Origin of the sequence: Enterococcus sp. DIV0167 (genome assembly GCF_050541555.1) — a bacterium.
In the GTDB taxonomy this organism is placed as follows: Bacteria; Bacillota; Bacilli; order Lactobacillales; family Enterococcaceae; genus Enterococcus; species Enterococcus faecalis.
On sequence record NZ_CP172933.1, the window covers coordinates 1311595 to 1324756 of the forward strand.

Consider the following 13162-nt stretch of genomic DNA (forward strand, 5'->3'; position numbering starts at 1 on the left):
TTTCTGGTAGAAATCGTTTTTTTGAGCTATGCTTAGAGAAAGAATTATTATATTGTTTGTAAAATTGGAGGATGTAGGATTATGACTAAAGGTTATGTAAAATCAGTAACAGAGTTAATTGGTCAAAGCCCAGTTGTGAAATTAAAACGGATGGTACCAGAAGGAGCTGCAGATGTTTTTGTTAAACTAGAATTCTTTAATCCTGGTGGCAGTGTGAAAGATCGAATTGCTTTAAGCATGATCCAACAAGCCGAAGCAGATGGTCGCCTAAAACCTGGACAAACGATTATTGAGCCGACTAGTGGTAATACAGGCATTGGGTTAGCAATGGTAGGTGCTGCGTTGGGATATCCAGTTAAGATTGTGATGCCAGATACTATGAGTATTGAACGCCGCAAATTAATGCAAGCATATGGGGCTGATCTATTATTAACCCCTGGTGCCGAAGGAATGAAAGGGGCAATTGCAAAAGCCACAGCATTAGCAGAAGAACACGGATACTTCATGCCTTTGCAATTTAATAATCCAGCTAATCCAATGGTACATGAACAAAAAACAGGAAAAGAAATTGTTGATGTCTTTGGTAAACGTGGCTTAGATGCGTTTGTTTCTGGTGTTGGCACTGGAGGAACCGTTACAGGAGTTGGCCATGAATTGAAACGGATTTTTCCAGATATTGAAATTGTTGCAGTAGAACCAACAGAGTCGCCTGTTTTAGAAGGTGGCGAACCAGGTCCACATAAAATCCAAGGAATAGGCGCTGGTTTTGTCCCAGAAGTTTTAGACACCACCGTTTATCAAAAAGTTGCCGCTGTTTCTAGTGAAGACGCATTAGAAACTGCTCGTTTAATGGGGCCAAAAGAAGGCATCCTTGTGGGGATTTCAGCAGGGGCAGCAATTAAAGCTGCCATTGATTTGGCAGTTGAATTAGGCGCAGGCAAACGTGTCTTAGCGCTGGTTCCAGATAACGGTGAACGTTATCTTTCGACAGCTCTTTACGAATTTCCAGAATAAAAAACACGCCAAAAAACGAGCATTTCTCTTAGTTTAGTAAAATGCTCGTTTTTTCCACGAGAATCCTACAATAATTCTTGTCAATCGTAATAAGAAATAGTATTATTTAAGAAAGATAGACAGGGGAGGGATACAAAGATGGACAACGTATTGGTTAAAAATGCACTTGCTGAATTAAAAGAAGCCAATATCCGAATTACTCCGCAACGTTATGCTATCTTGGAATATTTAATCGAAAATCATACACACCCAACAGCTGATGAAATTTATCGCGCACTAGAAGATCATTTTCCAAATATGAGTGTAGCAACGGTTTACAACAATCTACGTTTATTTACTGAAATCGGTTTCGTTCAAGAAATGAGTTATGGCGATGCATCTAGTCGTTTTGATTTTAGTTCGAAGAAACATTATCACGTGATTTGTCAAAAATGTGGTAAAATCGTTGATTTTCATTATCCAGGGTTAGAGGACGTTGAAATGGCCGCTAGTAAATTAACAGGCTTCGAAATTAATGAACATCGTTTAGAATTATATGGATTATGTCCAGATTGCCAACAAGCACAACAGGAGAATGTGTAAAAAATTACATACTGTTAAAAATTTATCAAAAGATAAGTCACTTGTCTAGGCAAATTTCACAAGCGTAAGAGTTTTCACTCTTACGCTTGTTTTTTTGTGTGGTTATTGACTTTTAAATTCTTAAAAACAAAAAATTAACTAGCTATTATTAAGAATTAGCAACAGTTTGTGAATTTTTTTATATGCGATTCACAAGCATAGAACTCGAATAAGCTTGATTCCTCTGATATATTTTAAACAGACAGAGGGAGACGTCACCTCTGCAAAACAAAGATTGTGAAAGAAGGGATTTACAACATGAAAGTCGTAGTCGTAGGATGTACCCATGCTGGAACTTCAGCAGTTAAAAGTATTTTAGCAAATCACCCGGAGGCGGAAGTCACTGTATATGAAAGAAATGACAATATTTCCTTCCTATCTTGCGGAATTGCCTTGTACGTTGGAGGCGTAGTTAAAAATGCTGCTGATTTATTTTATTCAAATCCAGAAGAACTGGCTTCTTTAGGAGCAACAGTGAAGATGGAACACAATGTTGAAGAAATCAACGTGGACGACAAAACTGTTATAGCGAAAAACTTACAAACGGGTGCAACTGAGACCGTTTCTTATGATAAATTAGTGATGACAACTGGTTCTTGGCCAATTATTCCACCAATTCCAGGAATTGATGCTGAAAATATTTTATTATGTAAAAACTATTCACAAGCCAACGTGATCATCGAAAAAGCGAAAGATGCCAAACGTGTCGTTGTCGTTGGTGGCGGTTATATTGGTATTGAATTAGTAGAAGCTTTTGTAGAATCAGGTAAACAAGTTACTTTAGTTGACGGGTTAGACCGCATTTTAAATAAATATTTAGATAAGCCATTCACAGATGTTCTAGAAAAAGAATTAGTTGATCGTGGCGTTAATTTAGCTTTAGGTGAAAATGTCCAACAATTCGTAGCAGATGAGCAAGGAAAAGTAGCAAAAGTTATTACACCAAGTCAAGAATTCGAAGCAGATATGGTGATTATGTGTGTTGGTTTCCGTCCAAATACAGAATTATTAAAAGATAAAGTTGACATGTTACCAAATGGTGCAATTGAAGTCAATGAGTATATGCAAACAAGCAATCCTGATATTTTTGCTGCGGGTGATAGTGCAGTTGTTCACTACAACCCAAGTCAAACAAAAAATTATATCCCATTAGCAACGAATGCTGTTCGTCAAGGTATGCTAGTAGGTCGTAATTTGACTGAACAAAAATTGGCTTATCGTGGCACACAGGGAACTTCTGGCTTATATTTATTCGGTTGGAAAATTGGTTCAACAGGTGTGACAAAAGAAAGTGCCAAATTAAACGGACTAGATGTCGAAGCAACTGTTTTCGAAGATAACTATCGTCCAGAGTTTATGCCAACAACTGAAAAAGTTCTGATGGAATTAGTCTATGAAAAAGGAACACAACGCATTGTTGGTGGTCAATTGATGTCTAAATATGATATCACACAATCTGCCAATACTTTATCATTAGCGGTCCAAAATAAAATGACTGTCGAAGATTTAGCGATTTCTGATTTCTTCTTCCAACCACATTTTGATCGCCCTTGGAACTACTTAAACTTATTAGCCCAAGCCGCTTTAGAAAATATGTAATTAATAATAGAAAAAGGATGAAGAACAGAAGTTCTTCATCCTTTTTGTTAGTCACTAAGCGCTCCAGTTGTTTGGTTCATTAATGCCATTAATTGCTCTTTCGTTGTTCGTTTGATAGAAAGAGGGGGGAGATTATCTAAAGAAAAATAAGCACAATTCGAGGTTTCAATGTTTTTTTCAAAGGGATGATTTTCTAAAATCTCACAAGAAAAAATCATTTTATAGTACTGAAATAGTTGAGGAATGTCTTTTCGTTTATCTGTATCATAAACAGCAAGCAATTCTTTTGCTGTAACAACTAAGCCAGTTTCTTCCAATACTTCTTTTTCAATATTTTCTTTAGGGGAGCAGCCAATTTCGGCATAGCCACCAGGTAATGACCATTCTTTGGTCCGTAAATCTTCAACTAATAAAAAACGATTCTCTTTTTTTATCAAACCGCGAACATCTACTTTCGGTGTTGGATAACCTTCCTCTTTAGTTAAGATTTTTTCTAAGTCGGGCAAGACAGTCGCTTCGTGTCCGGTTGCGCTAATAAGTTGTAACGTAAGTTCCCGTAGTTCTTGGTAACGTTCTTGATCAAAAGCATCTTTCCCGTAAAAAAGACCTGCATCTGCCAATGCTAGCAACCGCTTGTAGATGTTTAGATAATCCATATACGCACGCTCCTCATAGACTTAATACGTTTAGTTTAACAGAAAAAAACAAAGGAAGGGCAGATTTAGCGAGAAAAGGAGTCGGTTTAAGGAAATAATAAAGAATAAATGACTAACTTACATTTTTAAACTACCTATGCTATTATTTAATAAAAAAGATTGGGTATACAATAATTTTGTTATGTAAACAAAAAGGAGGTTGTAAATTGAAAGAATTTACAATTATAAAGGAAAAAAATGCAGATAAAAAGACTCAGGTAGCACAAGAAGTATTGTTTAATCTTCCAGAATGGTTTGGCCTTGAAAAAGAGACCCGCAAGTATATCGATATAGCTAGCACTTTACCTATGTGGGTGGCAAAGGATGTAGAGAATAAAATACTCGGTTTTATAACACTTTCAGAAACAAGTAAAGATACAGTAGAAATCCATTGTATGGCAGTTAAAAAGCGGTATCATCGCAAAGGTATCGGCAAGTTATTGATAGAAAGCGTGGAAACGTATTCTAAAAATAACTATTTTTTTATTCAAGTCAAAACAGTTGACGAAGGAAATTATTCCGTGTACGATCATACTATTCGTTTTTACGAATCATTGGGTTTTAAGCGCCTTGAGGTTTTTCCGACATTATGGGACGCTTGGAATCCTTGTTTAATTTTAATTAAACACTTGATTTAATCTACAAAGGAGTTTTAGTATGTCAGTATTTATTAGAGAGTGTACCGTCGCAGACGTACCAGAATTAGAGGCCATTTGCCAAGAGACTTTTGCAGATACTTATGGAGATGGCGAAAACGAAGAGGATTTACAGGCACATTATGAGAGGAAATTTAGTCCAGCAGTTTTAGAAAGCGAAATCTTACATAAAGATTCGCAATATTTCTTTGCTTTTTATAATAATGAACTTGCAGGTTATGTGAAATTAAATCACGGTGATGCTCAGATTACCTATCAACATCCACAAGCGTTACAAGTTGAGCGCATTTATATTCGTAAATCTTTTAAGCGTTTAGGCTTAGGCAAACATTTGATTACGAAAGCAATTGAATTAGCGGAAGAAGCAGAAAAAGAGACGGTTTGGTTAGGTGTTTGGGAACATAATCATCCAGCGCAAAAATTTTATCAATCATTGGGCTTCGTAAAAACAGGTGAACATGATTTTTATATGGGAAATGAACGCCATACCGATTATACAATGACGAAACAGTTAAAAGAGTCAACGTAAAGCAAAAACAAGGAAACGGACGCAATGAAGCCGACGATTCCTTGTTTTTTTTATCTTAAAATTGTGAAGGGGATTTTCCATAATATTTTTTGAATAATTTACTAAAATGATAGGCATCTTCGTAACCAACCGTTTTTGCTACTTCTTTGACACTTAAGGAATCATTTTTCAGCAATTCTTTCGCATGGTTTAAGCGGATTTGAATTAAATAATTGATTGGCCCAACGCCTGTGGCCGCTTTAAAGGTTTTCGACAAATAAGTCGGGGTCACATATAGCATTTCAGCTAACTGTTCCAAAGTAATTTCTTCGTCATGGTGCGTTTCCAGATAATAAATCGTATGATTGACTAAATTTCGTTTTCTTTTTTCCGTTTTCGATAGCCGAGTTTCAATTTTATTTTCTTGATCAACTGCTAAGCTTCTTAAAATATAAACCAATAGCTCAATAACTAAAGCTTTAATTTGTAACGCTGATTCAACTTCTTGATGGTTTAATTCATGAACAATTTGCCAAGCTTTTTCTAAAAAAGCACCATGTAAATGACTTAAATCTAATAAAGCTGATTTATTTGGAAATACGTTTCGCGCTAAGCCTTCTAAATAGAGATTTGAAATGCCAATGTGTAGTTGATGTGAGTAAGTTCCTGCTTTTTGTTGCTCACCATGTTCCGTTCGCGGATTAAAAAGAAACACCGTACCAGCAGTGGCATGGTACTGTTGCCCTTGAACAATATATTCAGATTCACCTTCTAAAAGAATAGATATTTCCAGAAATTCATGATGATGACAATTATAAGGGTGGGTCTCTTCGTTCCAAGGATCGAAGGCATATAAAATTTCAGGATTAAACGTTCGACTATTTGTGTAGTTCATAAAAAATCACTCCTACTTGTATCCGCTTTCTATACTATATTGTACATCAAAATATACAAGAATGCCCATTTCTTTTCCTATAAAAAAACAGTAATCTTATACACGTCCATAAAAACAAGAGAGAGTAGGGGAGAAAATGAATAGTTTTGAATGGATTTGGCAATATGCTAAAAAAAATAAGAATAAGTTACTGCTAGCTGTTATTTTTGTCGTTATTAACGCTATTTTAATTGTTATTATTCCATTGTTATCTGGCAGAATTGTAGACCAAGTAATCAATCAGGGGAAGATTGAAGAGCTTGTCCCAATTCTTGGGATTATGATTGGGGTGACCGTTATTCGGACAGTTGTTCGTTATAGTTATCAAGTCTTGTTTGAATCGGTCGGACAATCTGCGTTATTTGACTTAAGAAAAGATATGTATATCAAACTTCAAGAATTAGATTTTGATTTCTTTAATCATACACGTGTTGGCGACATTATGGCGCGAATGACAGGGGATACAGACGCTATCCGCCATTTCGTTTCTTGGGTCACTTATAACCTTTTAGAATGTATTTTATGGTTCATCGCAGCCGTGATTGTGATGGGGACGATCAATTGGCAATTGATGCTGGCATTAATTTTAATTACGCCTTTGATTTTTCTGTTAACACAAAAAATGTCGAAGGAATCGCATCCGGTATTTTTTGAGATTCGGGAAAGTTTTTCTCGGTTAAATTCAATGGTCGAAGAAAATATTGGTGGAAATCGGGTGGTTAAAGCTTTTTCTCAAGAACCTTATGAAATTGAAAAGTTTAACAAGCACAATGAAGACTATAAAAAATGGAATATGGCTTCCGCAGATGTCTCTAAAAAATATTTACCGTGGTTAGACGGTTTTGCAGGTAGTTTAAATGTTATTGCCTTAGTTCTTGGTGGCCTCTTTGTAATTCAAGGTCGGATGACAATTGGTGATTTAGTGGCCTTTAACGGTTTTCTCTGGATGTTGAACATGCCGATGCGAATGAGTGGCTGGTTGATCAATGATGTGCAACGCTTTACGGCATCGTCCATTAAAATTCGTCAGTTATTAGCAACGAAACCGAAGATTCCCATTGCTCGGGAAAAAGAAGCAGAACCAATCCAAGGCTATGTGACGTTTGATCACGTGTCCTTTCATTTTTCAGATGATCCAGAAACCCCCATTTTATCGGATGTTTCATTTTCAGCAAAACCTGGTGAAACAATTGGTATTTTAGGGGAAACTGGTTCAGGCAAAACCACTTTAGTTAACTTAATCGCTCGGTTCTATGATCCAACCAAAGGCACTGTTTATATTGATGGAAAAGATGCTAAAAGCTATTCTGTTCGTAAATTGCGAGAAAATATCTCCATGGTTATGCAAGATGTCTTTCTTTTTTCCAATACGATAGAAGATAACATTGCTTTTGGTAATACATTGGCTAACTTGGAACAAGTGCAAATGATGGCTGAAATTGCTGATGCCCATAGCTTTATTTCCAGAATGCCTGAAGGTTATGCAACAATTGTTGGTGAACGCGGCGTTGGCCTATCTGGTGGCCAAAAACAGCGGATTTCACTGGCCCGTGCCTTAACCAAAGATCCAGCTATTTTAATTTTAGATGACACAACTTCCGCTGTTGATATGGAAACAGAATCAAAAATTCAAAAAGAACTAGGTCGTTTGACGGAAAAGAAAACGACATTTATTATTGCCCACCGAATTTCTTCTGTGAGAGAGGCCAATTTAATTTTGATGATGGAAAAAGGCCGTGTGGTGGAAAGCGGTACGCATAGCGAATTAGTCGAACAAAAAGGCAAATATTTTGACGTATATCAAAAACAATTAGGTCTGACAAAGGAAGGTGAGTCGCGTGGCTAGAAATACGTTTGATGTGGATGAGACTTTAGAAAAAGAATTTAATTGGTCTCATTATAAACGATTAGGCGCCTATATTAAGCCTTACAAAAAAGCTGTTTTTAAAACATTATTTGTCATCATATTAGCTAATCTGGCAAGTATGTTAGGCCCTTACTTTACTAAAATTGCGATTGACCAAGTAATTCCACAAAAGAATCTCTCGTTACTCTTGATACTAGGGGCTATTTTCCTATTTTCCTTGGTGATTATTGGTTGGTGTATGCGTTATCGAATATATGCCATCACAGAAATTGGACAAGATATTTTAAAAGATATGCGTTTTTCAATTTTTGAGCATCTACAAAAATTACCATTTTCTTACTTTGACAGTCGGCCGCATGGAAAAATCTTAATTCGGGTGGTCAATTACATCAATACGTTAAGTGATTTATTAAGTAACGGATTGATCAATTTAATTTCTGATTTATTTAATGTGATTATCACCTTAATTTTCATGTTATTTATTGATGTGAAATTAACCTTATACAGTTTACTGCTATTGCCTGTGTTGTTCGTGATGGTTCTGTTTATTCAAGGGAAACAACGGAAAGCTTACCAAGAGCTTAGCAATAAACAATCAAACTTAAATGCCTATATTCATGAAAGTATTTCAGGAATTAAAATTACACAATCTTTTGCACGAGAAGATGAAAATTTCCAAATTTTTAACGAGGTAAGCGAAGAATATCGTCAATCCTTTATGAAAGCTGTGCGTGTCCAGTATTTATTATGGCCAGCAGTGCAAAATATATCCGTCATTACGACTTGTTTTATCTATTTCGTAGGAATCCGTCAATTAGGTGTGTCCGTTACTACTGGGACGCTAATTGCTTTTATCGGTTATATCAATAACTTTTGGAATCCGGTCATCAATATTGGTAACTTCTACAATTCTCTGATTACTGCAACTGCTTATTTGGAAAGGATTTTTGAAACGATGGATGTTGTTCCAGAAATTCAAGATGCGCCGCATGCTATTGCGTTGCCGCCAATTAAAGGAACCGTCGACTTTCAGCATGTTTATTTCCGTTATGAAGAAGGAAAAAATATTTTGACCGATGTTAGTTTTCATATTGAGCCAGGACAAACAATCGCCTTGGTTGGGCCAACAGGTGCGGGTAAAACAACAATCATCAATTTGTTAAGTCGTTTTTATGATGTGAATGAAGGGGCCGTTAAAATTGATGGTTATGATGTTCGCGATGTGACACTCCGTTCGTTAAGGAAACAAATGGGGGTAATGCTTCAAGATACGTTTATTTTTTCAGGAACAATTATTGAAAACATTCGGTACGGAAATTTAGCAGCCACAGAGGAAGAAGTTATCCAAGCCGCAAAAATTGTTCGTGCGCACGACTTTATCAAGGATTTAAAAGATGGCTATGAAACAGTTGTGGAAGAGCGGGGTAGTACACTCTCGGCAGGACAACGCCAATTAATTTCATTTGCTCGTGCTTTACTGGCAGATCCCAAAATTTTAATTTTAGACGAAGCAACCTCCAGTATTGATACAAAAACAGAAGAATTGTTACAAGAAGGACTACAACAACTTCTGAAAGGACGGACATCGTTTATTATTGCTCATCGACTTTCTACCATCAAAAATAGCGATAAAATTTTCTATATTGATGGTGGTCGTATTGTGGAAGAAGGATCTCATGATCAACTAATGGCAAAACATGCGTTATATCATCATTTATATCAATCGCAATACGACTTATTAAAGAGCTAGATGATAAAACAGAGAAAATTCTTAGTTGAATCTTTCTCTGTTTTTCTGTATCGTAACCTTAACAAAGGAAAAAATGATGAGGTGCCAAATGAATCGGAATTTTGAAGTAGAATTAACAACATTATGTATGATTAGAAATCAGAAAAATGAAATCCTTGTGCAAGAACGACAAAAAAAGGATTGGCCTGGTTGGACGTTCCCTGGCGGACATGTTGAAAAAAACGAGGGCATGGAAACAGCCATGGTTCGCGAACTCCTTGAAGAAACAGGATTAGTGCTGAAACCACAATTAGTAGGTGTTGCAGAATGGCTGAATGATTGTTCGGGTGCGCGGGAATTAGCCACATTATTCATTGCAGAAACAGCGGCTAAACTACCAGAAGAAACGGAACAACCCTTGTTTTGGGTCACTGAAAAAGAATTGCGAGAAGGTCCTTTAGCTGGCAGTTTAGCAGAACTTTTCCCAGTATTTTTTGGCGAAAAGCAATTTTATTTTAAAAATAATACAGCTTAATGATTCAAACCTAAAAGATTAAATCAATCCCACTTATTAAAAGAGAGGAAATCTAAAATTAAACATTGCTATTTATAAGCAATGTTTGCTATTCTTAATAAAAGGGAATTAATTTTTTATATAATGAGGGGGAAAAAGTGTGTTAAAAAGAAAAGTGGGGATTATTACAGGCGTTTTCTGTTCAGCTTTGTTACTGACAGGCTGTGGCAAAAGTGCGAAAGATGAGTTCATTCAAGGGATCAGCAATCAAAACGCACAAGAATCTGGGGTTTGGGATTTCTCTATGTCAATTAGTGACATGAAATTTTCACAAGAAGATGGTGCACAAACGAATCCTATGATCGGGATGCTCATCACGCAAATCAAAGACGCATCGCTTTCTGGGAAGATTCAAGTAGATGCCAAAAAAGAAAAAGCATTCAACTTAGAGATGAAATTAAAAGCGATGGGCATGGATGTACCGATTTCATTGGTTGGATCATTAGATAACGAGGGCAAAGAGCCAAAACTCTATTTAGCAACAGATATGATGGAATATATTGTCGCTGTCGCAGACTCAATGACTGACGGTGCTATTGATAGTTCTCAGTTAGATACAGAAAAACTAAAAGGAAAATACATTGATCTTTTAGCCATGAACGAGGAAAGTACGAAAGAATGGCAAGATACAATCAAAGAGTATCAAGAATCGGAAAAAGAACGAAAACAGTCTGCTAAGGAATACAAAGAGTTTTTAGAAGGATTAGACAAGGATACGTTCGAGAAAAAAGTGGATACCATTACCCATACGTTTACAAAAAAAGAATTACAAAAGTTAATCAAAATTACGACAGAAACATCTGAAAAAGGTAAAGAACAAGATCCTTTCGAAAAAATCAAAGATGTTTCTGCCAAAGTTTCTGTTAATACAAAAGAAAATAAAACAAATATGTTGATTAATGTGAAACCGCAGCAAGACAAGAACGTTGACATGGGACTTGAATCATTATCTAGTAAAATTAGCATTACACAAAAAGCCAAAAAAGCGACGATTTCAATGCCTAAGAAAGAAAATATTTTATCAGAACAAGAAGTTGAAAAAATTTTTTCCGATAGCACCTCTATGACAGGTCTATCGACTGAAGACACGACTGTTGCGATCAATCAATAACGCTGAATGACCAATAAAAACGGCCGCTCAAAAAAAGTAACGAAAGACCTAGCATGATTGGGATGCTAGGTCTTTTTTTGAATAAAAAAACAGCATTTTAGTTTTCTTTGAATTATTGGTTGTTATTTTAGATGGTGTAAACAGTTTAAAATTAATACATTTGTTTTTGATTTAAATTCTACTGCTATTTTTAATCATTCTATTAAATAACAAATGTTTTCGAGTGTTTTTAAGCATTATTTTTGTTATGCAGAGTGGTTTTTTTATACAATGAGTATAATTTTAGATGAAGGAGTGTTTTAGGTGAAAAATCAACATTTAACTACGTCACAAGGAAGTCCAGTTGGCGATAATCAAAATTCGCTAACTGCAGGAGAATTTGGACCTGTCCTAATCCAAGACGTTCATTTATTAGAAAAATTAGCTCATTTTAATCGTGAGCGCGTACCAGAACGGGTTGTTCATGCCAAAGGTGCTGGTGCTCATGGGATTTTCAAGGTGAGCCAATCAATGGCACAATATACTAAAGCCGATTTTTTATCTGAAGTTGGCAAAGAAACACCTTTATTCGCTCGTTTTTCAACTGTAGCTGGAGAGTTAGGTTCATCAGATACATTGCGTGATCCTCGCGGTTTTGCGCTTAAATTCTATACAGACGAAGGAAATTACGACTTAGTTGGCAATAATACGCCCATTTTTTTCATTCGTGATGCAATTAAGTTTCCAGATTTTATTCATAGCCAAAAAAGAAATCCACGGACGCATTTGAAAAGTCCAGAAGCTGTTTGGGATTTTTGGTCTCATTCACCTGAAAGCCTTCATCAAGTAACAATTTTAATGAGTGATCGTGGCATTCCGCTATCGTTCCGTCATATGCATGGTTTTGGTAGCCATACATTCAAATGGGTCAATGCTGCTGGAGAAGTATTTTTTGTTAAATATCACTTCAAGACGAATCAAGGAATCAAAAATCTAGAGAGTCAATTAGCAGAAGAAATTGCTGGGAAAAACCCAGATTTCCATATTGAAGATTTGCATAATGCGATTGAAAATCAAGAATTTCCTTCTTGGACATTATCTGTGCAAATTATCCCGTATGCAGACGCGTTAACAATGAAAGAAACTCTTTTTGATGTAACAAAAACGGTTTCTCAAAAAGAGTATCCGCTGATTGAAGTTGGCACGATGACTTTAAATAGAAATCCAGAGAATTATTTTGCAGAGATTGAACAAGTAACCTTTTCACCAGGGAATTTCGTTCCTGGTATTGAAGCTTCTCCAGATAAATTATTGCAAGGACGTTTGTTCGCTTATGGGGACGCGCATCGTCATCGCGTGGGCGCTAATAGTCACCAATTGCCAATCAACCAAGCAAAAGCACCTGTAAATAACTACCAAAAAGACGGCAATATGCGTTTTGACAATGGCAATAGCGAAATTAATTACGAACCAAATAGTTATACTGAAACACCAAAAGAAGATCCTAACGCGAAAATTAGTTCCTTTGAAGTTGAGGGAAATGTTGGTAATTATAGCTATAATCAAGATCACTTTACACAAGCAAACGCTTTGTATAATTTGCTGCCAAGCGAAGAAAAAGAAAACTTAATTAACAATATAGCGGCATCTTTAGGTCAAGTGAAAAATCAAGAAATCATCGCGCGTCAAATTGATTTGTTCACTAGAGTAAATCCGGAATATGGAGCACGTGTCGCACAAGCAATTAATCAACAAGCATAATTTATATAACGTACGTGACAAAACCAGTCTAGATAAACTAAGGACTGGTTTTGTTTGCTTTTCAATGCTTTTTACTCTACTTTGTATAATGTATATTATGTAAACTAGAATAAA

Annotated in this window: 12 protein-coding genes; 10 read left to right on the plus strand and 2 right to left on the minus strand. The window is 36.0% G+C overall.

The window, feature by feature from the left end:
* Positions 1–81: 81 nt before the first annotated feature.
* From cysK to IGM09_RS06425, 3 genes are all read left to right on the plus strand, one after another.
* Entirely contained in the window at positions 82–1014 is a 933-nt protein-coding gene (gene cysK, locus IGM09_RS06415; protein WP_002357561.1) for a cysteine synthase A, read from the plus strand.
* A 138-nt stretch (positions 1015–1152) separates the two neighbouring features.
* Positions 1153–1596: a Fur family transcriptional regulator gene (locus IGM09_RS06420; RefSeq protein ID WP_002357560.1), complete on the plus strand. Its 444-nt coding sequence runs from the start codon at positions 1153–1155 to the stop codon at positions 1594–1596.
* A gap of 297 nt (positions 1597–1893) precedes the next feature.
* Positions 1894–3234 (plus strand): NADH oxidase, encoded by a 1341-nt coding sequence (locus tag IGM09_RS06425; RefSeq protein WP_002357559.1) that lies wholly within the window; start codon positions 1894–1896, stop codon positions 3232–3234.
* A gap of 47 nt (positions 3235–3281) precedes the next feature.
* On the opposite strand, the gene IGM09_RS06430 is transcribed toward IGM09_RS06425, so the two are convergent.
* Positions 3282–3890, minus strand: a complete 609-nt coding sequence (locus tag IGM09_RS06430) for an NUDIX hydrolase N-terminal domain-containing protein (protein ID WP_010713399.1) — start codon at positions 3888–3890, stop codon at positions 3282–3284.
* 176 nt (positions 3891–4066) lie between these two features.
* Here IGM09_RS06430 and IGM09_RS06435 point away from each other — a divergent pair, with 176 nt between their 5' ends.
* Together IGM09_RS06435 and IGM09_RS06440 are read left to right on the plus strand one after the other, a co-directional pair.
* The gene (locus IGM09_RS06435; protein ID WP_050588844.1) at positions 4067–4567 is read left to right on the plus strand and encodes a GNAT family N-acetyltransferase; all 501 of its coding nucleotides are present in this window, start codon (positions 4067–4069) and stop codon (positions 4565–4567) included.
* 19 nt (positions 4568–4586) lie between these two features.
* On the plus strand, positions 4587–5114 hold the full coding sequence (locus IGM09_RS06440) for a GNAT family N-acetyltransferase (RefSeq protein WP_033624970.1): 528 nt from the start codon (positions 4587–4589) through the stop codon (positions 5112–5114).
* Between the two features lie 55 nt (positions 5115–5169).
* Here IGM09_RS06440 and IGM09_RS06445 read toward each other — a convergent pair whose 3' ends face one another.
* Complete coding sequence (locus IGM09_RS06445; RefSeq protein WP_002357554.1) at positions 5170–5988, minus strand: helix-turn-helix transcriptional regulator; 819 nt, start codon at positions 5986–5988, stop codon at positions 5170–5172.
* A 136-nt stretch (positions 5989–6124) separates the two neighbouring features.
* Here IGM09_RS06445 and IGM09_RS06450 point away from each other — a divergent pair, with 136 nt between their 5' ends.
* The 5 genes from IGM09_RS06450 to IGM09_RS06470 all read left to right on the plus strand — a co-directional run bounded on the left by IGM09_RS06450 (position 6125) and on the right by IGM09_RS06470 (position 13048).
* Positions 6125–7873: an ABC transporter ATP-binding protein gene (locus IGM09_RS06450; protein ID WP_002371139.1), complete on the plus strand. Its 1749-nt coding sequence runs from the start codon at positions 6125–6127 to the stop codon at positions 7871–7873.
* Positions 7866–9644 (plus strand): ABC transporter ATP-binding protein, encoded by a 1779-nt coding sequence (locus IGM09_RS06455; RefSeq protein ID WP_002378276.1) that lies wholly within the window; start codon positions 7866–7868, stop codon positions 9642–9644. The genes IGM09_RS06450 and IGM09_RS06455 overlap by 8 nt, the downstream gene beginning before the upstream one ends.
* 88 nt (positions 9645–9732) lie before the next feature.
* Positions 9733–10158: an NUDIX domain-containing protein gene (locus IGM09_RS06460; RefSeq protein WP_010707579.1), complete on the plus strand. Its 426-nt coding sequence runs from the start codon at positions 9733–9735 to the stop codon at positions 10156–10158.
* Positions 10159–10297: 139 nt separating this feature from the next.
* Positions 10298–11308 carry a lipoprotein gene (locus IGM09_RS06465; protein ID WP_033624971.1) on the plus strand — a complete coding sequence of 337 codons (1011 nt, stop codon included), beginning with the start codon at positions 10298–10300 and terminating at the stop codon, positions 11306–11308.
* Between the two features lie 303 nt (positions 11309–11611).
* Positions 11612–13048, plus strand: coding sequence for a catalase (locus IGM09_RS06470; RefSeq protein WP_033624972.1), 1437 nt, complete (start codon positions 11612–11614; stop codon positions 13046–13048).
* Positions 13049–13162: the final 114 nt, after the last annotated feature.

What these genes read in the sequence shown, in the direction of transcription:
- IGM09_RS06440 (WP_033624970.1), top strand. Translation starts at nt 4,587, where the DNA reads ATGTCAGTATTTATTAGAGAGTGTACCGTCGCAGACGTACCAGAATTA.
- cysK (WP_002357561.1), top strand. Translation starts at nt 82, where the DNA reads ATGACTAAAGGTTATGTAAAATCAGTAACAGAGTTAATTGGTCAAAGC.
- IGM09_RS06420 (WP_002357560.1), top strand. Translation starts at nt 1,153, where the DNA reads ATGGACAACGTATTGGTTAAAAATGCACTTGCTGAATTAAAAGAAGCC.
- IGM09_RS06450 (WP_002371139.1), top strand. Translation starts at nt 6,125, where the DNA reads ATGAATAGTTTTGAATGGATTTGGCAATATGCTAAAAAAAATAAGAAT.
- IGM09_RS06425 (WP_002357559.1), top strand. Translation starts at nt 1,894, where the DNA reads ATGAAAGTCGTAGTCGTAGGATGTACCCATGCTGGAACTTCAGCAGTT.
- IGM09_RS06445 (WP_002357554.1), bottom strand. Translation starts at nt 5,988, where the DNA reads ATGAACTACACAAATAGTCGAACGTTTAATCCTGAAATTTTATATGCC.
- IGM09_RS06460 (WP_010707579.1), top strand. Translation starts at nt 9,733, where the DNA reads ATGAATCGGAATTTTGAAGTAGAATTAACAACATTATGTATGATTAGA.
- IGM09_RS06430 (WP_010713399.1), bottom strand. Translation starts at nt 3,890, where the DNA reads ATGGATTATCTAAACATCTACAAGCGGTTGCTAGCATTGGCAGATGCA.